The 22,157-nt window shown below is 45.0% G+C and carries 19 protein-coding genes, 1 tRNA gene and 2 other annotated features; of the genes, 8 read left to right on the top strand and 12 right to left on the bottom strand.

Annotated features, from left to right (window positions below):
* Positions 1-44: 44 nt before the first annotated feature.
* From IGK14_RS04040 to IGK14_RS04025, 4 genes are read right to left on the bottom strand one after another with little or no spacing between them, the layout of a single operon-like run.
* Positions 45-875, bottom strand: a complete 831-nt coding sequence (locus tag IGK14_RS04040) for an energy-coupling factor transporter transmembrane component T family protein (RefSeq protein WP_005225404.1) — start codon at positions 873-875, stop codon at positions 45-47.
* A complete protein-coding gene (locus IGK14_RS04035) occupies positions 865-2,574 on the bottom strand; it encodes an ABC transporter ATP-binding protein (protein WP_010747702.1) in 1,710 nt (569 codons plus the stop codon). The genes IGK14_RS04040 and IGK14_RS04035 overlap by 11 nt, the downstream gene beginning before the upstream one ends.
* Positions 2,575-2,599: 25 nt before the next feature.
* Positions 2,600-3,154, bottom strand: a complete 555-nt coding sequence (locus IGK14_RS04030) for an ECF-type riboflavin transporter substrate-binding protein (RefSeq protein WP_005225401.1) — start codon at positions 3,152-3,154, stop codon at positions 2,600-2,602.
* Positions 3,151-3,999 carry an SAM hydrolase/SAM-dependent halogenase family protein gene (locus IGK14_RS04025; protein WP_005225399.1) on the bottom strand — a complete coding sequence of 283 codons (849 nt, stop codon included), beginning with the start codon at positions 3,997-3,999 and terminating at the stop codon, positions 3,151-3,153. The genes IGK14_RS04030 and IGK14_RS04025 overlap by 4 nt, the downstream gene beginning before the upstream one ends.
* 91 nt (positions 4,000-4,090) lie before the next feature.
* Positions 4,091-4,330, bottom strand: a binding site (T-box leader).
* A 629-nt stretch (positions 4,331-4,959) separates the two neighbouring features.
* Between IGK14_RS04025 and IGK14_RS04020 the strand changes: the two genes are divergently transcribed.
* A tRNA-Leu gene (locus IGK14_RS04020) sits at positions 4,960-5,041 on the top strand.
* Positions 5,042-5,134: 93 nt separating this feature from the next.
* Here IGK14_RS04020 and IGK14_RS04015 read toward each other — a convergent pair.
* Complete coding sequence (locus IGK14_RS04015) at positions 5,135-6,787, bottom strand: peptide ABC transporter substrate-binding protein (protein WP_142437538.1); 1,653 nt, start codon at positions 6,785-6,787, stop codon at positions 5,135-5,137.
* Positions 6,788-7,348: 561 nt separating this feature from the next.
* Between IGK14_RS04015 and IGK14_RS04010 the strand changes: the two genes are divergently transcribed.
* Positions 7,349-7,801, top strand: a complete 453-nt coding sequence (locus tag IGK14_RS04010; protein WP_010747700.1) for a DIP1984 family protein — start codon at positions 7,349-7,351, stop codon at positions 7,799-7,801.
* Positions 7,802-8,037: 236 nt separating this feature from the next.
* Here the strand turns inward: IGK14_RS04010 and IGK14_RS04005 are convergent, their stop codons facing one another.
* The 4 genes from IGK14_RS04005 to IGK14_RS03990 form a co-directional block, all read right to left on the bottom strand.
* Positions 8,038-8,754: an NADPH-dependent F420 reductase gene (locus tag IGK14_RS04005; RefSeq protein WP_438711634.1), complete on the bottom strand. Its 717-nt coding sequence runs from the start codon at positions 8,752-8,754 to the stop codon at positions 8,038-8,040.
* Positions 8,747-9,808, bottom strand: a complete 1,062-nt coding sequence (locus IGK14_RS04000) for an LLM class flavin-dependent oxidoreductase (protein WP_010747698.1) — start codon at positions 9,806-9,808, stop codon at positions 8,747-8,749. Before IGK14_RS04000 ends, IGK14_RS04005 begins: the two co-directional genes overlap by 8 nt.
* Before the next feature lie 152 nt (positions 9,809-9,960).
* The gene (locus IGK14_RS03995) at positions 9,961-10,323 is read right to left on the bottom strand and encodes a TIGR02328 family protein (protein WP_010747697.1); all 363 of its coding nucleotides are present in this window, start codon (positions 10,321-10,323) and stop codon (positions 9,961-9,963) included.
* Between the two features lie 14 nt (positions 10,324-10,337).
* Positions 10,338-11,306, bottom strand: a complete 969-nt coding sequence (locus IGK14_RS03990) for an NADP-dependent oxidoreductase (RefSeq protein WP_010747696.1) — start codon at positions 11,304-11,306, stop codon at positions 10,338-10,340.
* A gap of 267 nt (positions 11,307-11,573) precedes the next feature.
* On the opposite strand from IGK14_RS03990, the gene IGK14_RS03985 reads away from it, so the two are divergent.
* The 4 genes from IGK14_RS03985 to IGK14_RS03970 all read left to right on the top strand — a co-directional run bounded on the left by IGK14_RS03985 (position 11,574) and on the right by IGK14_RS03970 (position 15,675).
* A complete protein-coding gene (locus IGK14_RS03985) occupies positions 11,574-12,653 on the top strand; it encodes an ABC transporter substrate-binding protein (protein ID WP_010747695.1) in 1,080 nt (359 codons plus the stop codon).
* Complete coding sequence (locus IGK14_RS03980) at positions 12,654-14,258, top strand: amidohydrolase (RefSeq protein ID WP_010747694.1); 1,605 nt, start codon at positions 12,654-12,656, stop codon at positions 14,256-14,258. It abuts the gene before it with no gap.
* Positions 14,259-14,725: 467 nt separating this feature from the next.
* Positions 14,726-14,872: a hypothetical protein gene (locus tag IGK14_RS03975; protein WP_005234527.1), complete on the top strand. Its 147-nt coding sequence runs from the start codon at positions 14,726-14,728 to the stop codon at positions 14,870-14,872.
* 218 nt (positions 14,873-15,090) lie between these two features.
* Entirely contained in the window at positions 15,091-15,675 is a 585-nt protein-coding gene (locus IGK14_RS03970; RefSeq protein WP_005225388.1) for an SOS response-associated peptidase, read from the top strand.
* Between the two features lie 81 nt (positions 15,676-15,756).
* Here IGK14_RS03970 and IGK14_RS03965 read toward each other — a convergent pair whose 3' ends face one another.
* Entirely contained in the window at positions 15,757-16,362 is a 606-nt protein-coding gene (locus IGK14_RS03965) for a short chain dehydrogenase (RefSeq protein WP_010747693.1), read from the bottom strand.
* 201 nt (positions 16,363-16,563) lie between these two features.
* Positions 16,564-16,795, top strand: a binding site (T-box leader).
* 49 nt (positions 16,796-16,844) lie between these two features.
* Between IGK14_RS03965 and IGK14_RS03960 the strand changes: the two genes are divergently transcribed.
* A complete protein-coding gene (locus IGK14_RS03960) occupies positions 16,845-17,183 on the top strand; it encodes a MetQ/NlpA family ABC transporter substrate-binding protein (protein ID WP_249850491.1) in 339 nt (112 codons plus the stop codon).
* 40 nt (positions 17,184-17,223) lie between these two features.
* Entirely contained in the window at positions 17,224-18,135 is a 912-nt protein-coding gene (locus IGK14_RS03955; RefSeq protein ID WP_060791749.1) for a LysR family transcriptional regulator, read from the top strand.
* Between the two features lie 137 nt (positions 18,136-18,272).
* Here the strand turns inward: IGK14_RS03955 and IGK14_RS03950 are convergent, their stop codons facing one another.
* The gene (locus IGK14_RS03950; protein ID WP_060791748.1) at positions 18,273-20,021 is read right to left on the bottom strand and encodes an ABC transporter ATP-binding protein; all 1,749 of its coding nucleotides are present in this window, start codon (positions 20,019-20,021) and stop codon (positions 18,273-18,275) included.
* Positions 20,005-21,759 carry an ABC transporter ATP-binding protein gene (locus tag IGK14_RS03945; protein WP_010747689.1) on the bottom strand — a complete coding sequence of 585 codons (1,755 nt, stop codon included), beginning with the start codon at positions 21,757-21,759 and terminating at the stop codon, positions 20,005-20,007. Before IGK14_RS03945 ends, IGK14_RS03950 begins: the two co-directional genes overlap by 17 nt.
* Positions 21,760-22,157 lie beyond the last annotated feature (398 nt).

Here is a 22,157-nt window from a genome sequence, read left to right as displayed (position 1 = left end):
TATTGACAATGCGTCCGTTTTTTTAGTTTTCATGGGGTGATTTGTTAACGAAACGGATTGTAGAAACGTCCGCCATTAAGTACCATCAAGGACAATCCGAGCGCCACGATCAAGCAAACGACAGCAATCGCCAAAAGATCTTTGCCTTGGATCGGCTTAGCTTTCAGCCAGGTACGCTGCTTATGTTTGCCAAACCTTCTTAGCTCCATGGCAGCAGAAATATGGTCGATCCGTTCCAAGCTGGAAAAAATCAAAGGAATCGCGATCGCGACATTGCCTGCCACTCGCTTGCGCAAAGGTGCTTTTTTAGAAAGCTCCACGCCCCGTGCTTGCTGCGCTTTGGCAATGGTCCGAAAATCATCTTGAATATCGGGAATGTAACGCAAAGCCAGTGCGACTGCATAGGCGATCTTGTAGGAAATCCCGATGCGGTTGATGCTGGACGCTAACTCACTAGGATTGGTGGTAAACAGGAAAATCAATCCTGGCGGAATCGTGACAAAATATTTGATCAATAGATTCAACTCATAAAACACTTGCTCTTGGGTCAATGTATACCGACCGATCCCTTCGAAAATCACGTGGCGCGTACCGTAGATCTCCACCCCGTATTCTGGTGCGAAAAGATAGACCGCCACCAAATTCAAAAGCGAAAAGAAGATGATAAATTTTAATACAAAAGCGATATCTCGGTAGCGAATTCCAGCACTGGCAAATAGAAAGACCGAAAACAATGCCAGTCCAATGAGAAAGCGCGTATCATAAGAAATCATCCCGATGACGGATAGCAGCAAAAAACAAATCAGTTTTGCAGCACCGCTTAATTGGTGAATCCACGTTTTGCGGTCAAGATAGCCGATTAGATTACTCTCCATCGTGTCCCTCCTTCTCGCTGGCAATGAAGGCGGCAGTAAAAGCGGCGGGATCTGTCAGCTGGTTAAGGGTCGCCAGTGTATACAAGCTTGTTTCTTTGAGGTTTGCGGCACTCACCACTTGTTTGTCTGCTAAGACAACTTCTGGCGGAGCGTCCAGCAAAATCGTTCCTTTTGTCAAAACGATCGTCCGCTGTGTATACTCCAACATCAAATGCATATCGTGGGTGATCATAACGATCGTTAATCCCCGCTGGTTCAACTCCTGTAAAAATTGCATCATTTCGGTGTAATGGCGATAGTCTTGTCCCGCTGTCGGCTCATCCAATAAAATGAGTTCAGGATCTAAGACGAGGATCGCTGCAATGGCGGCTCGGCGTTTTTGCCCATGACTTAGTGCCGACAATGGCCATGAACGAAACGGATAAAGACCACAAATTTTCAAGGTCTGATGAACTTTTTCTGTAATTTCAGCCTCTGGAACGTTTCGGTTGCGCAAGCCTAAGGCAACTTCGTCAAACAGGAAGTTTTTTGACAGCATTTGATTGCTGTTTTGCAACACATACCCGATTTTTTGCGCTCGTTCTTTGATGGAATCATTGCCCATGTTCGTTCCTTGCCAAAGCAACTTGCCAGAAGTCGGAGTTAAAAAGCCGGTAATCAAATGGGACAAGGTCGATTTTCCTGCGCCATTATGCCCGACCAAACTAATCATTTCTCCTTGATGGATGGTAAAATCCAGTGCTTGCAAAATGGGTTTGCCCACTTGGTAGGAAAACGATAGATTCTTCGCTTCCAACAACGGCGGCTGGTGGCTAGGAAGCGCCGGTTTCGGAAATTTTTCTTGAAACTGAGTCAGTTTTTCGGCAATCTCAGGTGATGCAAATGCTTCTACCGCGACCAAATCAGCAGCGTCGGTCACGGGAACCCCCGCTTTTTTTAAAGCAGCTAAATACAGCGGTTCACGAATGCCGACTTGCTGCAGCATATCCGTTTTTAATAGTTCATTCGGTGTACTGTCGGCAAGGATGCGGCCTTCTTCCATCACGATGATGCGATCGACAGCTGCGGCTAACACTTCTTCTAAGCGATGTTCAATGATGATGGTGGTAAAACGCTTCTCTTGATACAGCTGGTCGATCATTTTGATGGCTTCCACACCTGTTTGCGGATCCAAGTTGGCTAGCGGCTCATCAAACAGTAGAATCGGTGTTTCATCGATCAAAACACCTGCCATTGAAACACGTTGCTTTTGGCCACCCGATAATTCCTGCGGTTTTTTCGCCAAATGATCCATTAAGTCAGTCTTTTCTGCCCAAAAACGCAGCGCCTCTTGCATCACTGCTTGACTGCGCTGATCGTTTTCCAATGAAAACACGATATCTTCTGCTACGGTCAAGCCTACAAATTGGCTATCGGTGTCTTGCAGCACCGTGCCGACGGTCAAAGACAGCTCATAGATGGAAGCTTGCCCAAAGGCATTGGTACCGATTGTCAATTCTCCAGTACTACTGCCTTTGTCGTTTTGCGGGATCAAACCGTTCAAACATTTTCCTAATGTACTTTTGCCAGAACCGCTGGCACCGACGATCAGGACTTTTTCTCCTTCATAGATCGTTAGATCGATGTTTTTCAAGGTCGGTTCCGCTTGTGCATCATATTGGAAAGAAAAATTCGTAAATTGAATGATTTTTTGTTTCATTTTTAGCCTTCACACATTTCTTTGGTTAGGATTCCTTACTCAAGCTGCCTTTTTTGGTTTTGGTTTGGGCATAGGCTTTTAGCAGGATCACTCCGATTATCCCAGTTACGACTGCATTGGTCAATCCCGCAATGACTCCTTGCGTAAAGACTTTGTTCGCTGGTTCGCCATAGATCAAAATATCCCCGATCGGGGCAATGATCACCCAGACGACCAAATTTGCGATCGTTTCACCGATCAAGAAGGTCCGAATTTCTTTAGCGCCAAAGGTTCCTTGCTGGATTGGAATCCAACGAGTCAAAAGTCCAAAGAACACCCCTAAGATCCCAGAGGCGGCGATCCAAGACCACCATGGACCATAAGTCGTTAAATCTCCTAGAGCATGACCGATAAAACCTGCTAAACCAGCCACGATCGGACCGTAGACAACGCCTAATAGCGCCAAGAAAGGATAGGCTGTGGCGATATCTGTATTTGGGAAACCCGTCGGAATCGTGACGAAACGTTTTAAGACGAAAAAGACCGCAGCACCGATACCGATTGCAACAATGTGTTTTACTGTAAATTTTGATTGATTCATTTTTCATTTCTCCTTTTTTTAAGGGTAATTTTCCAATTCGTGCCAGTCCCTATTTTATAGGTTTCAGCAAATGAAGCCAAGTTGAGCCCTAAACCGATATTCAGCAAGGAATTGACATATAAGACGGGTTCTTGTTCTGCCACTTGCGCAAAGGAGCGTCCGAAACGCACTTCTTCTTGATAACGCAGGGTATCTTGGTAGTAGATACTGACGAGCAGCGACTCATTGTATTGGACCTGCCATTGCTTAAAGAACGTGTGGGGAATATTCGTCCACAACGAACCAAAGCGGATATCGAGAATATCGATCGTCCCTGTGATCGTTTCAGCTGTTTGGCTTGGCTTTTCAATGGCAAAAACTTGGATCGCTTCTTTAGGTTCAGGTGTTCCTAGCTCTTCAAAGCTGATGGCGCCGCTGGCGAGCCGAGCGGCATTATACATATAAACATCCCGACCATGAAACGTATGGCTTTCGGCTGATCCTGCCAAGCGCTCAGTTGCCTCATTGATCACCCGAAGTTCAGCGATTCCGATATAAGTCGCTAAATAGGTCAGGGTGCCGTTATCTGGTGTCAAAACCAACTGCCCGGTCGCCAGCTTGGCAACCACACTTCGTCGATCAGACCCTACGCCAGGATCGACCACTGAAACAAAGACGGTTCCTGCTGGCCAATAGGTGACGCTTTGTAGCAGGCGATAGCTGGCGTCATGAATGTTGTATGGCTCGATCTCATGAGTCAAATCCGCAATGACCAGCTCTGGTGCCACTTGATAGGCTACCCCGTACATCGCATTGACCGCTCCATCTTGCAAACCAAAATCGGTTTGAACCACTAATTTGTGCATTTTCTCTCCTCCCAACAACCTTTCTCCTTTTCAACAAAACCTTCGCATGAAACAGCTGACCCTACAGACACAAAAAAAGCCCTTAGCCAAAGCTAAGGGCATCACCTGCGGTACCACCTTAATCTGTAAAACCTTCACAGGCCTCACCTCATTCAGTACCCGAAAACACTCGGAGACTGTCGCTTGTTAACGGGGCAACCGTATTTTCCTAATTAGTCAGAAAATCCGCTCCAAAGTCATTTTCAAATCATTTGTTGTCGTTCCTTCTCACCTGCTGGAACTCTCTGCTAGACAACGCCCGTGATTCTACTTTCTTTTTCATCGCGTTTGCATTTTGTTTCATTAAAATTATCAAAGCTTGTGCCTTTTGTCAATTCTCTTTTAAGAAAAAATTCAAACAGAAGCCATAATTTGTCAAAAGATTCACGCAATTTCTAAATTTCACTCGAAAATTCTTCATATTTTCTCGGTATGATACCTGTATACCAACAAACAACCCTAACACTTTTTCATTTTTACTCCTTCCCGCCAGTCCCCGCTGGCGGGCTCCTTTTTGCCTTCTGACCGTTTTAGATGGTTTCACTTTTTCTTGGCGATTTCTTCTCAGAATTCTGTTTGATTCGTCAACTTTTTTTCACATTTTCCCGCTATTATAAATACATACCAACAAACAACCCTAACACTTTTTCATTTTTACTCCTTCCCGCCAGTCCCCGCTGGCGGGCTCCTTTTTGCCTTCTGACTGTTCTAGATGGTTTCACTTTTTCTTGGCGATTTCTTCTCGGAATTCTGTTTGATTCGTCAACTTTTTTTCACATTTTCCCGCTATTATAAATGCATACCAACGAACAACCCTAACACTTTTTCATTTTTACTCCTTCCCGCCAGTCCCCGCTGGCGGGCTCCTTTTTGTGAGATTGGACTTGATTTTCTTCCTAGAAAGGATTATCTTTATCTTATGCGGAAGTGGCGGAATGGCAGACGCGCACGCTTCAGGCGCGTGTGAGTTTATCTCGTGTGGGTTCAACTCCCATCTTCCGCATTTAGCAGTTCAGCTTTCTGAACTGCTTTTTTTGTTGCAAAACGCGCATGTTCATCGAATAAACATGCGCGTTTCATTCAACTATTTTTCCCCTTATTCACTAACATAGGCGGTGCGGAAAAAGAAATGCGCACCATAAGCTGGGAATTGGATGTCTTTAACATTTGATTTGATCAAATAATTTGAAGCACTTTGGTAAAGAGGGACTTGCGCAGCATCTTGTTCCAACAAAATTTCTTCTGCCGCTTTGTAATCTTCAAAATATTGATCGGGGTCATTGGCATGAACGGTGCGCGCATCTTCCGTCAACGCCGTATATTCTTCATTGACATAGCCGCCGTAATTAAAGGAAGCGCCGTTTTTGTATAAGATAAAGAACATATCCATGTCACTGCTTCCAGCGATCCAGCCAGAAACGGAAAGCTCATAATCACTATTTGCTCTTGATTGATTTAAGCTGGCACGTGGCTGTTTGTTGATGGAGATCGACAAGCCTGGCAAGTTTTCTTGCAGTTGGCTTTGCAAGTACTCCCCGATTTTTTGACCATTGTCATCATCTGTCACTAATAAACGCAGCGTCGTACTTTCACCAATTTCCGCTTGGGCTTTTTCCCACTCTTCCTTGGCAGCCTCTAAATCATACAGATTATAATCACCGCTATATGCTCGAAAATCTTCGCCAGTATTTGGATTCGCAGCTAAGCCAGTAGGGATCAATCCATTTAAAACTTTCGCTCCATCGTTCAACACATTATCCACGAGACTTTCTTTGTCGATCGCCAACGCGATTGCTTTACGCACATGAACATTTGCTAAGGCATCGTTGGCGGTTTTATTGAAGTCTAAGAAAAAGTTCGCCACATCGTTTTGCGTAACTAGTTCTTCATTGTCCCCGTATTGTTGGACGTAGATCCCGCTGATTTTTTGCAAATCAAGGTCGCCGCTTTCAAACAATTGGATCCCCGTATTTTCTTCTTTGATGGTGGAGCCTTTGATTTCCTCCAATTGAACGACATCAGCATCGTAGTATTGGTCGTTTTTCACTAGCGTCCACTCGTCTCCTGTCTGTTGCCAATCGGTTAAAGCAAAGGGACCAGAATACAACAAATCTTCACTTGTCCGGGCATAGGTCTCGCCTTTTTCTTCAACAAAGGCTTGATTTTGCGGTGCCAACCAGCCGATGGAAATCAAGGATAAAAACGAAGGCTGCGGCTGCTCCAACTGTACGATAAAGGTCGCGTCATCTGGGGTTTCCAGACCAATCGTTTCTACGTCTGCATTGCCTTCACGAATGTCTTTACTATTGACTACATTATCCAACAAATAGGCGTTTGGTCCCATCGTTGCTGGATCAACTAACTTTTTCCACGCATAAGCAAAGTCAGCCGAAGTGATCGCTTCGCCATTGCTCCACTTCGCATCATCTCGCAAAGTAAAGGTATAGGTTTTGCCATCTTCACTGATTTCGACTCCTTCTGCCAAGCCTGGAACTGGTTCACTGTTTTCATCGAAACGGTAGAGCCCTTCGAATAAATGTTGTACGATGGTAAACGTTGCTTTATCCGTCGTTTGGGTCGTATCGAGAGTCGTCAGCTCAGCTGGTAGACTCACCGCAATCGCTTGATTCGGCGCACCGTTAGTTTCAGCCTCTGATCCCTCGGTATTTCCTGTTGTCGTGCAGCCAGAAAGGGTCAACCCAATCACTCCTGCTGCAACCAATAAACGCTTCTTCCAGATCATTTTCATTCTTCCTCCTATGTGATTGCGCAACCAACGCAAGTGTTTTTCATGACAGCAAAAAACGCATTCAACGATAAAAAGAAAAAACCTCATCCCTTTGCTTATCAACTTTGACAAACAAAGGGACGAGATTTTCGTGTTACCACCCTTTTTCGCACCATTCTCACAAATGGCACCTCAACAGTACGCTAAGATACTTGGCACGGTAACGGCTGCTTTCCGTCTGATTTGCGTGAACAAATCAGATCACTCAGAGCTCATCTTCACTTTTTTTCTGCTGCCCTTTCTCACCATCCGGGTTCTCTTCTAACAGATTCCAAAGCTACTCTTCTCTTCATCGTCTTTCTTTTTATCTAAAAAACAGGTAAATGACGTTTTTTTGTCTATTTCATGATTGTTTTAAAGTATACTATTGGTGTTTTTGGAAGTCAACAAGAATTGCGAATATTCAGTTTTTTATGATTTTTCTATCAGAGCTTGTTTTGCGTCTTGCTTGCCTTTCGTCACGTTCTTCTCTAGGATAAGAACTAGATAAGCCTTCTCATTTGTAAAAAGGAGTGTGCCAAAATGAAATTAGCAGAAGCGTTACTTTTAAGACGAGATTTGAACAATCGTCTGTTTCAATTGCGCAACGAAATCTCTAGCAGTGTGTTAGTCCAAGAAGGCGATACCTTGGATCGTAGTATCACAGAATTGTTCAAGGAATACGATGAGATCAATCAACAGTATTCAGAATTAGTCGTAGCCATCAATCGGAAAAATGCGACTGCCTCTTTAGCAGATAGTGCGTTATTGCTGATGGAAGCACTAGAACAGCGAGAACAGCTGCGCCGCAAGCATGCACTGCTTACGCAAGCACTGGATGAAACCAAAGCAGCTCCCCGAATGGGTCGCAACGAAATTCGACTGGTGCGCACGATCGATACAAAAACGCTAACGGAGCAATTGAATACGACCGCCAAACAGCTGCGAGAATTAGATGGAAAGATCCAACAAACCAACTGGCTAGTCGATCTTTAACAAACATGGGTGGGTGTCAAAGGCGAGCACAAAGCAGGTACAGGCTAATATGTACACTATGGAACGTCTGGCAGAGACGTAAACGTAACAACCACTGCTTACGAATCACAATCGTAACAATCACATTGTATTTTTTAGCGACCACGTGCTGATTTGACTGGATGGGAAAAACCCTCTTCTTTTTTTGAGAAGAGGGTTGTTTTTATCGTATCCAGCCGTACGTGGAGCCGGCTCTTTTACTGAGGAACCTGCTGCTTGTTACTCACAGCGGAAGGACGCGCCAGAAACGCTTGCCCTTTCTCACTGCTCCAAAACGCCTTCATCAATGCCGTCAATCCCTCTTTGGTTTGATTGGCACCAAAGAAAGGACTGCCGGGTTCTAACATGATGCCATTAGCTAAAGCACCGATAGGAAAGGGATCAAAGCCGAAGGCAGCAACGATTTCTCCTATCTGATCGAGGGCGGTTTGGTCATCACCAGCAATGGCGATGGCTTTTTTGGCAGTTCCTTGAGCAGCCGTTCTCGTCAGCAAGGATTCCTCTTGGATATCGTGGTACCCCATATGATTGAATCCTTTGACTACTTTACTTTGGGAAAAATAGCGTTGCACACGTTCCGAAGAAGTCTGCTCGATGGATGAGTATTCTGTTTCTTTGCCATCGACTTCCCACCAATAATTCATGGCATCGATCACTAGCTTGCCAGCCAAAGCTTCTGCTGGCAGCTGTTGGTACTTACTCAATGGGATTGCCAAAAGGATCGTTTGGGCTTCTGTCATCACCTCAACGGCATTTTTTGCGATCGCTCCCGGAGCCAACACAGAAACGGACAAGGCGATTTTTTCTGCTGGCTTCGTACTGGCGATCAAGACCCGATAGCCCGCCTGGGCACCAAGATTTGCGAGTGCTAAGCCTAACTTGCCTGCGCCTAAAATACCGATGGTTTTAGGCATTGCTATCACCTGCTGCCAACAATTCTTTCACCCGTGGAATCACTTTGGTTCCATACAATTCAATCGTTTTGAAACGGTCTTTTTGCAGCTGTCCGCCAGTACCGTAAACCAGATCAAAGCGTTCTACACCGACTTGCGGCATCATACGGGCGATTTTTTGCGCCACGGTTTCTGGACTGCCTACATAGTAAGATCCATGTTCGACTTCAAAGTCAAAGCGCTCTTTGCTCATGGCTGGCCAGCCGCGATCAAGACCGATTTTGTCCATGCTCTTTTTGATGTAGTTCCAGCCGATTTCATAGGCTTCTTCGTCGGTGTCGGCGATCACACCATGGGAGTGCATGCCGATTGGCAAAATCGGTTGCCCCAATTGCTGCGCTGCCTTTTTATACAGATCAACATAGGGCGCAAAACGAGCAGGCTCGCCACCGATGATCGCTAACATAACGGGAAACCCATAACGGACGGCACGAATGATCGATTCAGGGGTTCCACCGACACCTACATAGGTATCTAATTGGTGTCCCTCGATTTTTGGAAAAACGTCGGCATTTTTTAAGGATTGCGTGAACTTGCCTTCCCAAGTTAATGGTTTGCCTTTTCTCAGTTCACTAAACATCGCTGTTTTTTCTTCAAATAGTTCTTCATAATCTTGCAAGTCATAGCCGAATAGAGGGAATGATTCAGTAAAAGATCCTCGTCCCAGCATGATTTGTGCACGACCGTTCGACAACGCGTCAACGGTCGCAAACCGTTCGTAGACCCGCACGGGATCATCCGAACTCAAGACAGTTACACCGGTACCTAATTTGATGGTATTGGTAACCATCGCTAAAGCCGCTAGTACCGTATCAGGACTTGAGATCGAATATTCTTCCCGATGGTGCTCCCCTAAGGCAATGACATCGATGCCGACTTCATCGGCTAATTTCCCTTCTGCCACGATATTGCGCAACGATTCGCTATAACTGATCCGTTCTTTCGTTGTATCATCAAAGGCTAGATCGCCAAACGTATCTAACCCAAATTCAAGATTTCTGTGATTGATGGTCATTTTCTTTTCCTCATTTCTCATTACTGATTCTCTGTTCTCACTATAACAAGGAACAAAAAAAGTTGCGAACAATATGCTTACTTTTTGTAAGTTGCCAATTTTAAAGCAAAAAAACACTTTCCCGAACAAAAATTCAGGAAAGTGTTTGGTCTTTAAAGATAGATCCCTTTACTATGGAGATTCACTAAGCATTCTTCCAAGTATGCTTCATCATGTTCTGGATAGATCGGCGTAGTCAAAGGAACAGCTTGAACGGAGGGTTCCAGCGGCAGATTTTTGCCACGATACGCTGGATCGTACCATTCAGGTGCTGGCCGATAGCCTCGATAGGTCATTTCATCCAGCACTAACTGATGGTATTGAAACAATTTATAGGGCGGATGGGTAAAAACGTAATCGACGGTTGCGTGCTTCTTACCCCAGCCTAGCCCCCGTAAGGCTGCTGCTTCACGATGCTGGCCTAACAGCTGCTGCCGAGGCAAAGCAGGTATCAGCGCTTCATGCCATAAGCGCATCGGTTCAGCCTCCTTTATTCTGCGTCCTGGCTGATGAAATTGTCTTGATTTTCAATAACGATCTTGCCGACTGCATGGTGTGTCTCACTCAATGCGTGGGCATCGTAAATTCCTTGTGCCGTCAATGGGAAGGTTGCACCGATGACACTGTTGACTTTTTCTGCTTCGATCAGCTCTGTCAATTCTGCCAATTGTTTGCCGTTGGTTCGTAACCAAATTGCTTTGGCGAAGATGTCTTTTTCTTTTGCCAAGTCTTCGTCTTCAATACTCAAAATTGAGATCAGACGGCCCTTAGGTTTTAAGACAGTGAAACTTTTCTTCTGGGTGTCGCCCCCCATCGTATCAAAGACCAAATCGATGTCTTGCAAGACTTCTTCAAAATCTGTCGTATGGTAATCGATGATCTCATCGGCACCAAGTTTTTGCAATAACTCATGGTTACGAGGACTAGCCGTCGTGATGACGTAAGCGCCAGCTGCTTTTGCTAGTTGGATCGCATAGGTACCAACTCCGCCTGCTCCGGCATGGATCAAGACTTTTTCCCCTTCTTTTAAACGACCGTGTTCAAACAACGCTTGGTAAGCAGTCAAACCAGCTAATGGCACTGCAGCTGCTTCTGCGTAGTTTTGGTTTTCTGGTTTGATCGCTGCTAACTCAGCATCCACGATGGCGTAATCAGCATACGTCCCAAAACGAGTCGTTTCAGGGCGGGCATAGATCGCATCACCAACTTTGAATTCTGTCACGTCAGCACCTATTTCTACGATATCCCCTGCGACATCCCAGCCTAAAATAATTGGGAAGTCCCACGGAAACATTTGTTTTAAATAGCCTTCTCTTAATTTCCAATCGATCGGGTTGATGGATGTTGCGGCAACTTTGACTAATAATTGATTTGGTTTTAATTCTGGTAATTGGACCGTTGCTTCTTTTAATTGGTCTTTTCCACCATAGGCTTCAATAACGACAGCACGTGTTTCCATTGATGCTTCACTCCTTACATTCATTCTTCATCAAAGAGAGGTTCCTGTTTTTCCATCCCTTGATTTCTCACTTCCCTAGCTTAGGCAAAAGGAGGGAATTTGACAAATGATATGTTTGGAAACTGCCCCAGCCACCTGGCCGTTCCTCCTTCAAAGCCTTGAAAGAAACGGGTTTATTTTTTCTTCATTTTTTTATTGCCTTTTCTTTAAAAATCAATTACGCTACTCAAGAAATACGAAATTGTAGAGAAAGAAGGAATTGATGAATTGAAAAGGTTGTGGGTATTTTTTGGCGGTGTGATCGGCATCACCGCGTTGCTGTTTTTAGGTGCTTCGGTGTTAACGAAAGAATCGGGGGCAGCAACGTCGTCCGACAAAAATACAGTGATTATTTACAATTGGGGCGAATATATTGACCCCGAATTGATCAAAACATTCGAAACTGAGACTGGTTACTCAGTGATTTATAATACATTTGACTCCAACGAAGCGATGGAAACGAAAATCAAACAAGGCGGCTCGCGCTATGATTTGGTTTTCCCTAGCGAATCGATCATTCCGAAAATGATCGAAGAAGGACTGTTAGTGCCTTTAGACCATCAGAAATTGACGGGAACGGAAGATCTGTCGCCTTTTTTGATGGATCAAGCCTTTGATCCTGACAATACCTACTCGATCCCCTATTTTTGGGGCACGATCGGAATCATGGCAAATACTGAAGAAGTTGATGTTTCTTCGATCCATGGCTGGAGTGATTTATGGGACCCTGCATTTAAAAATGATGTATTGATGGTGGATGGTGCTCGCGAAACCTTAGGAATCGCGTTACAGACGCTCGGTCTTTCCCAAAATGAAAAAGACCCGACCAAGGTCACCAAAGCCTTGAAGAAGCTGGAAAGTATCCGTCCCAATGTCAAAGCAGTTTTGACCGACGAGATCAAAACCTTGATGATCAACAACGATGCCCCTTTAGGAATCGGATATTCGGGCGATGCCGCTTATGTGATGGCGGAAAATCCTGCCGTCACCTATATCGTTCCCAATGACGGCGGTGCGATTTGGACAGACAATTTTGCGATCCCGAAAACCGTTGGCAATCTTGAGGGAGCCTACGCCTTCATCAATTTTATGCTGCGACCAGAAAATGCCGCACAAAATGCCGAATACGTGGGCTACGCCACGCCGAGTGAAACGGCCAAAGCCATGCTGCCAGTAGAACTGACTGCTGACAAGGCTTTCTACCCTGAGCCAAGTGCGATGGAACAAATGGAACATTATGAATACTTAGGAAAAGAAGCGGTTGAGCTTTATAACGACCTTTTCCTTGAATGGAAGTTGGGATTATAATTGTCACTATTACTAAAATCTGAACACATCTTTGATACCAAAACGAAAACGACTTTTGCGGGCTTTCTCCTGATAGAAGACCAGAAAATCACGGCTGTAGGTCCTCTTTCAGCGCTGCCAACACTTGCTGAAGACACCCAGGTCATTGATCTCAAAGAACAAATGATCATTCCAGGCTTTATTGATGCTCATGTTCATTTTTATCTTTCCGCATTACTCCATCAAGGGGCACTGACCCATCTTACGGGAGTGACAGAAGAAGCCGTTGCCCAGCAAGTGCCCGCCTTGCCCATCACTCATGGATGGAAAATCGGCATCGGCTGGTTCAGCAGTGATTTCGGTCAGCAAGTCTACCCGACGAAAGATTCGATCGACAACTATTGTGCCGACACGCCTGTCATGCTGATTTCAGGTGATGCCCACAGTATTTGGTTGAATAGCCAAGGGATCGCTGCTTTAGGGATCACACCTGAGAACTTACCAGCAGGGATCAGCGGCGAGGCACTGCTTGACGAAAACAGCGGACAATTAAGCGGCTGCTTTTTAGAAGCGATCGCCATTCATTATTTAGCAAAGGTCTTACAGTCTTTCCAAGCACAAAGCCCTGCTGCCTTTCTGACCTATATGAAGCAGCTCAATCAATACGGCATTACGACGATCGGTGATGTTGCCTTGACAGGAGAAAGCTGGGACGATTTGGTCTACCCCACTCTTTATCGGCAAACAGAAGCAGAAGCGACCTTGCGCGCTGTCTTTTATCCAGCCATGCGAGAAGACATCACGCAACTGAAAAAAACTTACCGTACTTATCGCTCCGAAAAAGTACAAATGGGCGGCGTCAAACAATTTTTTGATGGTGTGACGAGTACGCACACGGCTTTTTTAAAAGAGGAATATGAAACACCGTATTTTGCTGGTGATGTCGGGATGCCGTTGATCGATGTTCAACGGATGCGCCGCTTTATTTTACAAGCCAACCAGCAAGACTGGCCGATGCGCATCCATACCATCGGTGATGAAGCGATTCGACAAGCACTCCTCTTTTATCAAGAAAGTGCTGCTGCTCACCCGCTTTCTAAAGGCAAAGCCAATACTTTGGAACACTTGGAAGTGATGGATGCCGCTGATCTGCCACTAGTTCGCCAAGAACAACTGGTACTCTCCGTACAGCCTAGCCATTTATTAGTCGGTTATGAGACCCTCGATGAAGAAGTAGGCCCTCAGCGTGCCAGTCAAATGTTTCCTTTTCAGTCCTTTCTAGAGCAAGGCGCAACCTTGGCTTTTGGGACTGATACGCCAGTCGTGATCGACGTGACTCCTTTAGACTCGCTGTATTATGCGGTTGCTCGGCAGGAAAAAAACGGCCAGCCAGCAGGCGGATTGATGCCACAAGAAAAAATCTCCATCGCCGATGCCCTCTATGCCCACACCGCAGGCGCCGCCAAAGCCTTGAGTCGGCAAGATATCGGTCGATTAGAAGTTGGCTGTTTAGCCGATCTTTGTATTTTGTCCCAAAATATCTTGCCTTTGACTGCCGAAGAATTGCTTCAAACGACTGTTGAAGCGACCGTATTTGATGGGCAATTTGTTTATCGGGGCAACTGATGAAACACTAGATCTTGTGAAAGTACAAGGTCTGGTGTTTTTCTTTGATAAAAAAATACAGAAACAGGTGCTTAGTTTGGACCACTCTCCCTTTTCGTACTTGCCCCTATCCCTTACGATGGATTCCCTGCTTGGCAGCTATGCTTTATCATAGGTTTTCTTTCGGCCATTTTGATTCGCGTGGATTGGTCTATTCGATTGGCGCAGCAAAAGAATAATTAAAGCGGTTGCCAGTTTCTTTATTTGATGGAAATTCAGAAACATGCCTCTTTTTCCTTGGAGTTTTTTTCCTTTTAACAGCAAACATTGGTCTATTCCATCACCCCTTACTTTCTCCTTCAATCGTTTTTTAAACCTTTGAATAAATTCTTAATAAAATAACTAACAAAAAATAAACTTTTACTATATCCCTTGAATGTAAGCGATAAATTTGTTATTATTACCAAGGATAAGGAGGTGTTTATCTATTGTATGCGATTAAAATCTTTCATGGTTATCTAACCGCCGAAGGAAAAAGAACACGGGACAAAACAATTGCATTAACCTATACTTGCAGAGAAGATGCTGAACGTTTCGCAAATAAAATCGGCGGGAGAGTTAAAAAAATTGGCTAACCAACTAGAATAAAAAAGGCTGTCAACCTCAGTAGGTGACTGCCTTTTTTTGTTATCTGATTTCCAGCAAATCAAGCAATACTCCTGACTTTTTACATATGTTTAAGCTCCTTTTCTTGTTGAATCGAGAAGTGAAGCAAGTTAGTTGGTTTTGACGCCTTGAGTCTTTATACTGAAACAAAGGCACCAGCCAATCCAAAAAAAGGAGTGACCCGTCCATGTGCGGCCGATACTTATTTGACCCAACAACTGGCGAATTGTCAGAATATTATCAAGAAGCCGCGGCGAAAGCCCGCAAGCGCCAACAGACTGTCGCTGTCAATGATGTTTTCCCTTCCAATCATGTCGTAACCATCGGTGCAAATCAACAACAACAAGTTGTAGCTGGTGTGACAAGATGGGGCTTTACCGGCTTTAAAAAAGGGCATTTGATGATCAATGCCCGTTCTGAGACCGTTGAAGAAAAACCGACTTTTCGCAAACCTTTCCAAGAGCATCGCTGTGTCTTTCCGATGTCTGGTTTCTATGAATGGAATCATGAAAAGGAAAAGTTTCTCTTTTCGCAAGATCACGTGATTTATGCCGCTGGTTTTTATCGCATCCTTCAAAAAGAGGATCAGATCGAAACCGAATCAATCATTCTAACGACTGCCGCGAACGACTCTGTTGAACCAGTCCATGATCGAATGCCTCTGTTCTTAGAAAAAGAAGCGATTGCTTCTTGGATCAATGACTTGGCTTTTGCTCGCCAACAACTCAAAGCAGAAATGCCCAAGCTGAAAACCCAATTGCTCTCTTCTTAACTGCTTGCTACTTCTTTTTCAGCAGAACAAAAACCGCCAAGTCAGCTTTGATTTGGCGGTTTTTCCTACTTTTGCTTTTTCTTAATAAACGGTGAAGGTTTTGCCAGTCATGATCCCAAAGACTGCTTTTTGATACGCTGCAAAAACGGGTGCGTCACCAACGGGAATAAAGCCTTTGAAAGAATCGGCGAAGGTTTCCCAAGAGCCCACAAGTGCATTGGGACTGACTGCATTGATTCGTACCCCATGACCGATCTCAAAAGCTGCCGATGCCACGAAGGCTTCTAAACCGCCGTTGACCAGTGCTGAAGGCGTGCCCATTGGGATAAATTCGTCTTTGATAATTCCAGAAGTCAGTGTGATACTGCCGCCTTCATTGAGAAAATGCTGGCCAATCAACGCAAGGTTGACTTGTCCTTGCAGCTTCGAAGCCACCGACTGTTGAATATCTGCTGGCGTCAATTCCTCAAAGGGTTTAAACACTGTGCTTCCCGCAGCGGAAACAATGGCATCCACTTTCCCAGTAGCTGCAAATAGCTGGCTGACACTGTCTGCATCCGCAATTTCGACTTGATGATCGCCGCTGCTACGGCTAGCCGTGATCAGCTCCACCTCTGGTAGCTGCTGAAAGCCTTCAACTAAAAGCTGCCCAAGTGTGCCGGTATGTCCAATCAAAAGTAATTTCATTTCCTCGCCTCTTTTTTTGTTTTGTGCTTCGATTCTAACCCAACCAAGCGATTTCGACCATTCATCTGCTTTTCCTGCCTTATTGATCTATTCTTACCCTTCCCCATTTGTTCCCCTACTACCTGCGTAGTGATTGGAATCACCTATCACGAAAGCAATTGACAACTTTCTCATCTTGTTCTAAGATACTACTAATTTCATACACATGCAGTGAGAAGAAGAGTACGATCCCCCCTTTCTTTCAAGAGAGCTCGGAACTGGTGGAAACGAGTAAGGAAGACGATCCGAAGATGACCTTTGAGCATTCGTGTACGAACAATCCCCGACGGAGAAAGCCCGATAGCGCAATGCAGTTTATTTGATGAACTGACTGAGGTTTTTTGTTTCAACAAAAAACAAATGAAGGTGGTACCGCGAAATGATCGTCCTTCCCAAAGAATTGTCTTTGGGAAGGTTTTTTTTATAAAAAAGGAGGAAGAGGTATGAAACGAAGGATTCGATTAGGTATGGGCATTGGTCTGTTGTCCTTGGTCTTATTTACGGGCTGTGGCAACCAAGAAGAAGTGACCGGAAATGCCGAAGAACAGCAGACAGAAATCAGAGTTGGTACGACACCAGGACCTTACAGCGAGCTGTTTCTTCAGGGAATCAAACCGATTTTAGAAGAAGCTGGCTATACCGTGACCGATATTGGCTTTACTGGGGTGTTGGAAGCAGACATTGCACTGAACGATGGCGAAATCGACTTAAACGTGGATCAGCATACCGCCTATTTAGAGAACTTTATAGAAGGAAAAGAACTGACTACTATTGATTGGTGAACCCTTTTTCCGTCTGAATCTTTGTAAAGGAGGTCAAAAATTGAATATTCAACAAATGCGGATCGTGCAAGCGATCGCTGACCATGGAAGTTTTCGTGAAGCAGCCAAACGGCTGTATCTCTCACAGCCAAGTCTTTCCCAAGCCGTGAAAGAGTTGGAAGCAGAATTGGAGGTCCAGCTTTTCGAGCGTACGAATCAAGGTGCCCGCTTGACTGCCGAAGGCTCGGAATTTCTAGACCATGCCCAGCCGATCTTGAGTCAAGTGGCGCAGCTGCAAACGCGTTATTCCAGCAAGCAAGCAGCGAGTCAAACCTTCGCCATCGCAAGCCAGCACTATGATTTCACGGCTGGAATTTTCAGTGAACTGCTACAGGAATTTCCCAACTGCCGCCAGTTTCGCCTATTAGAAACCACGACCTTAAAGGTGATCACGGACGTGCAGCAATATCGAAGTGAATTTGGGGTTCTTTATTTGAATGAGCAAAACCAAGCAGGATTGGAACGACTGTTACAAGGCGCCCAATTGTCCTTCGAAGCGTTGGGACGGTTTCGCCCCCATGTCTTTTTACGAGCGACTCATCCCTTGACAGAAAAAAAGCAGCTTTCCTTAAAGGATCTTGCGCCTTATCCGCAAGTACGCTTTTTGCAAGAAGATGAACGCTATTCGTTCTTTTCCGAGGATTTGATCGACTTTGCTCAAAGCCCTCAAGTGGTGCATGTCAGCGATCGAGGCACAATGGTCCAGCTATTACAGCAGACGGATCTTTATGGAACCGGCTCGGGGATCGTTGCCCAACCAGAACGCCAAGGCTTGGCTTTTCTTCCTTTGATCGACGCGTCCGAGGGTGAGATCATCCTCATTAAAAAGAACGATCGCCCATTATCAGTGATCGGCGAGCGTTTCTTAACAAAATTACGACAACACCTTGCCGCTTTTCCTACTGATATATAAGCGAAGGCCTCCTCTTCCTACTCCCCATAGATGATTGGCTGCACCTTCGCATTATATAAAAAATCCTTGAGCCACTTCCCATGCAGGAGGCTCAAGGATTTTCTTTTACGGTTACTGTTGTCGGCAATCACCGCTGATTACAGCTGCTCTGCCTGCATTTGATACATTTGCTGATAGATTCCTTGCCCTTGGACAAGACTCGCATGGGTTCCCCGTTCCACGATCTTCCCTTGGTCTAGGACCAAGATTTGATCGGCTTGTTTGATCGTTGACAAACGGTGAGCGATCATGAAGGTCGTCCGTCCTTTTTGCAAGACGGTCATCGCCTTTTGAATGATGGACTCTGTTTCAGTGTCCACATGGCTCGTCGCTTCATCCAGAATCAAGATTTTTGGATCAAACACCAGCGCACGGGCGAAACTGATCAGCTGGCGTTCTCCACTAGAAAACTCATTGCCTTTTTCAACGACTGGATGATGGATGCCTTTTTCGTAGCGGCTCAAAAGGTAGTCAGCGCCGACTTGCTTCAAGGCATCGATAATCATCGCTTCGGTGATCGTTGGATCGTTCATCCCGATGTTGCTGGCGATCGTTCCAGTAAATAGATAGGGATCTTGCATGACGATCGCCATTGAATCTCTTAAACTATGACGATCATAATCAGCGATCACTTGTCCATCCACAACGATTTTTCCCTGCTGCGGATCATAAAAACGGAACAACAGGTTCAAAATACTCGATTTTCCAGAACCAGTATGACCAACTAAAGCAATGGTCTCTCCTGCGGCAACGTCAAAGTTGATATCGTGCAAGATCGCTTGCTCAGGGTCGTAGCCAAAGGTCACTTGTTGGAAAGAAACATCGCCATTCGTAACAGTCAGCTGCTCACTTTGTTGTTTTTCAACCGGCTGATCAGCAAACTCAAAGACCCGCTGTCCAGCAGCTAATGATTGCTGCACATTGGTGATGGTTTGGACAAGCCCTTCGATGGGATCATACAGGCGGTTGATGTAATCAATAAAGGCATACAGCAAGCCTGCTGAGATCGCCAAGCGACCATCAAGGAAAAAGGCGGCCAAGGTCGTGATCAAAATCAAGATCGTTGAATTTCGCAACAAGTTGCCTAATCCCCAAGCGATACTTGAATCGAGCAAGAGGTATTTACGTCCAGTTTTGAACCATTTCTCTACTGTTTCATTAAATTCTTTCTGCAACTGATTTTCTCGTTGGAAGGCTTGGATGATCGCCATTCCTTGGACAAATTCATTCAACTGCCCACTGATTTGTGAGATGTATTCCCGCATTGCTAAATTGTAACGGGAGGCATATTTGGTATAAAAATGCTGCCAGATTCCTAAAATCGGGATCAAAATCAGCATCGCTGCTCCTAAGGTGCGGTTCAAAAGAAACAATGCAATAAACGCCCCAATGATTTGGATGATGTTGCTTAACAAATTACTGATCACGATCACGTAGAAATTCGACCGCAAGACTTCAGTGTCATTCGTGATTCGTGCGACGACTTTACCTGCTGGGATCTGGTCAAAGTAAGAAACCGGTAATTTGTGCATATGGTCAAAAAGCTGATCCCGCATTTTTTTGACGATACTGTTGGACATTTTTCGCAATTGCAGCAAGCTGATATAACGAAAGAGGGAACCAATCAAATTGACCAGCAAATACCCAGCGAGTAATTGGATCAAAAGCATCGTGTCTAAATTGCTACTGTTAACCGCCGGTGTCATCACTCGGTCGATCAGCTGCTTGGCAATCAGTGGGGAAGTCAGTTCGAGCGCTGCAGCCAGCAACAGCAAGATCGCACCCACGATAAATTGTTTTTTATAATAGCTCAAATACGTGAGCAAACGTTTAATCGTTGAGAACACTCGTATCGTCCTCCTTTAACTGTTGATGATAATACTGCTCTTGGTACCAGCCTGGCGTTTCGATCAACTCCTGATGGGTACCACGTTGTGTGATCCGACCGTCTTCTAAGACGATGATTTGATCCGCTTCGGTGATGGCGGACAATCGATGGGTCACGATGATGGAGGTCGGTGCCTGCTTCATCGTTTTCAAATTCGTGATGATGGCTTGTTCCGTTTTGGCATCAACTGCCGAAAGGGCATCATCCAGTAAGAGGACTTCACTGTTTCGTAAAAACGCCCGTGCTAAGGACAAGCGTTGTTTTTGTCCACCAGAAAGGGAAACTCCTTTCTCACCGACGACCGTTTCGAGCCCTTCTGGCATACGCTTGATGTCTTCGCTAAAGCAAGCAGCTTCCAGTGCTTCCCACAATACTTCTTCGGAAGCGTCTGGTTGCCCGAATAACAAGTTCTCGCGAATCGTTCGTGAAAACAAGGTATGTTCTTGCGGTACTTCTGCAAAGTGGTTGCGCACTGCTGTTGTTTGATAGGCCGTCAACGGCTGCTCGTTGATCAAGGGGACTTGATCAGAGTATGGATAGCGGTGACCGAATTGTCTTAGCAGCGTCGTTTTTCCGCTGCCGGTCTTCCCAACGATCCCTAAGACTTCTCCACGAGTGATCGTCAAATCCAGTCCTTCTAACACATAACGAGCTGCTTGCGGGTATTGGAAATGGTATGCTTCAAAACGGATCGTATTGATGGCTTGCAGGTCGGCTTCGCCTGGCGTTTCTAATTCATCCCCCGTCTGCAGCACTTCATTGATCCGACGCCAGGATGCGGCACCTTGCTGCATCACATTCACAAGATCTCCTGCTGAGATCATCGGCCAAACGACCATAGTCAAGTACACTTGGAAAGAGACCATCGCACCGATGGTGATCGTTTGGTTGGCAACAAGAAACGCCCCCACACCAAAGCTCATCACGAAACTGATCGCTAAGATGATGGTAATCAGCGGCCCAAAACGGGAATCGATCTCAGAAACGATATTGTTTTTCGCTCGTGTTTCCAGTGTTTTCTTTTGAAACTGTTCCGTGGTGGCTCCTTCTAGTCCATAAGCTCGGACGACCCGAATGCCATCAATGATCTCCAGCACTTCACTGTTCATCTCAGAAACAGAATTCTGCGCTTCCGTAAACGCCTTATCGACTTGCGAGCCCCATTTGAAAATGTAATAGGCTAAAAGCGGCATTGGAATCAAGGCAATCAAGGTCAGTAGCCAAGAAACCGTCCCAGCCATCATCGCTACGATAAAACTTAGATACAAACTAGTATTTAAGAAAACCATCAGTCCATACCCAATGGTCATCCCCATCACTTGGACATCGTCACTGGAACGAGTCATTAAATCACCTGTTCGGAAACGATGGTAAAACGGCGCCCCCATTTTGAGAAAGTGGCTCATCAATTGTTCCCGTAATTGTTTTTGCAGATCGTAGGAACCAATAAATAAATTAAACGTCCAAACAAATTCCGCCAAATATCCTAACAAGATAGCTCCCGCGAAGAGGCTCACATATTGGATCAGTACGGAGTAATCAAAATTATCTTGAATCAACGCATCGATGAACAAGCGCAGAATATAGATCGGTGCGACATACATCGCACTAGCGATCACCATAAAGACGAATACAAAGGTATAGCGCACCTTATGTTCTTTAAAATACGTTGTTAATTGTTTTAATACATACTTCATGTTTTATCCCTCACATTCTAAAAAAGTACACAAAAAAGCTCTGTCCCTTCGGAAAAAGGACAGAGCATAAACGTCGTTATTATAGACATTATCTGTACACTAATGGTTACCGAATGAGGGATTCACTTTATTCAATTTGGTTGTTTTTTTATCAAATACTTTTTGCATCGTAATCCCTCCTTCTCTTTTTATTTTTGCTGACTACACCTAACACTTTACAGATAAGTTTCTGAGAATGCAACAATTTTTATTAATTTTTTTTCAAAAAGATTGACTTTTCTAAAAAGGCGTTTCTCAATTTCTCGTTTTTTACAACTATTTTTTGAAAACGAATTCTCGGTTTATCCTAAGCGTTGCAAGGAATTTGGCAAAATAAAAAAACAGATGCCCCTCACTTC

It is taken from the genome of Enterococcus sp. DIV0970a, assembly GCF_051711265.1.
Taxonomy (GTDB): domain Bacteria; phylum Bacillota; class Bacilli; order Lactobacillales; family Enterococcaceae; genus Enterococcus_D; species Enterococcus_D casseliflavus.
The sequence above is the reverse complement of the archived record's forward strand: the minus strand, read 5'-3'. Positions and strand labels throughout refer to the sequence as shown.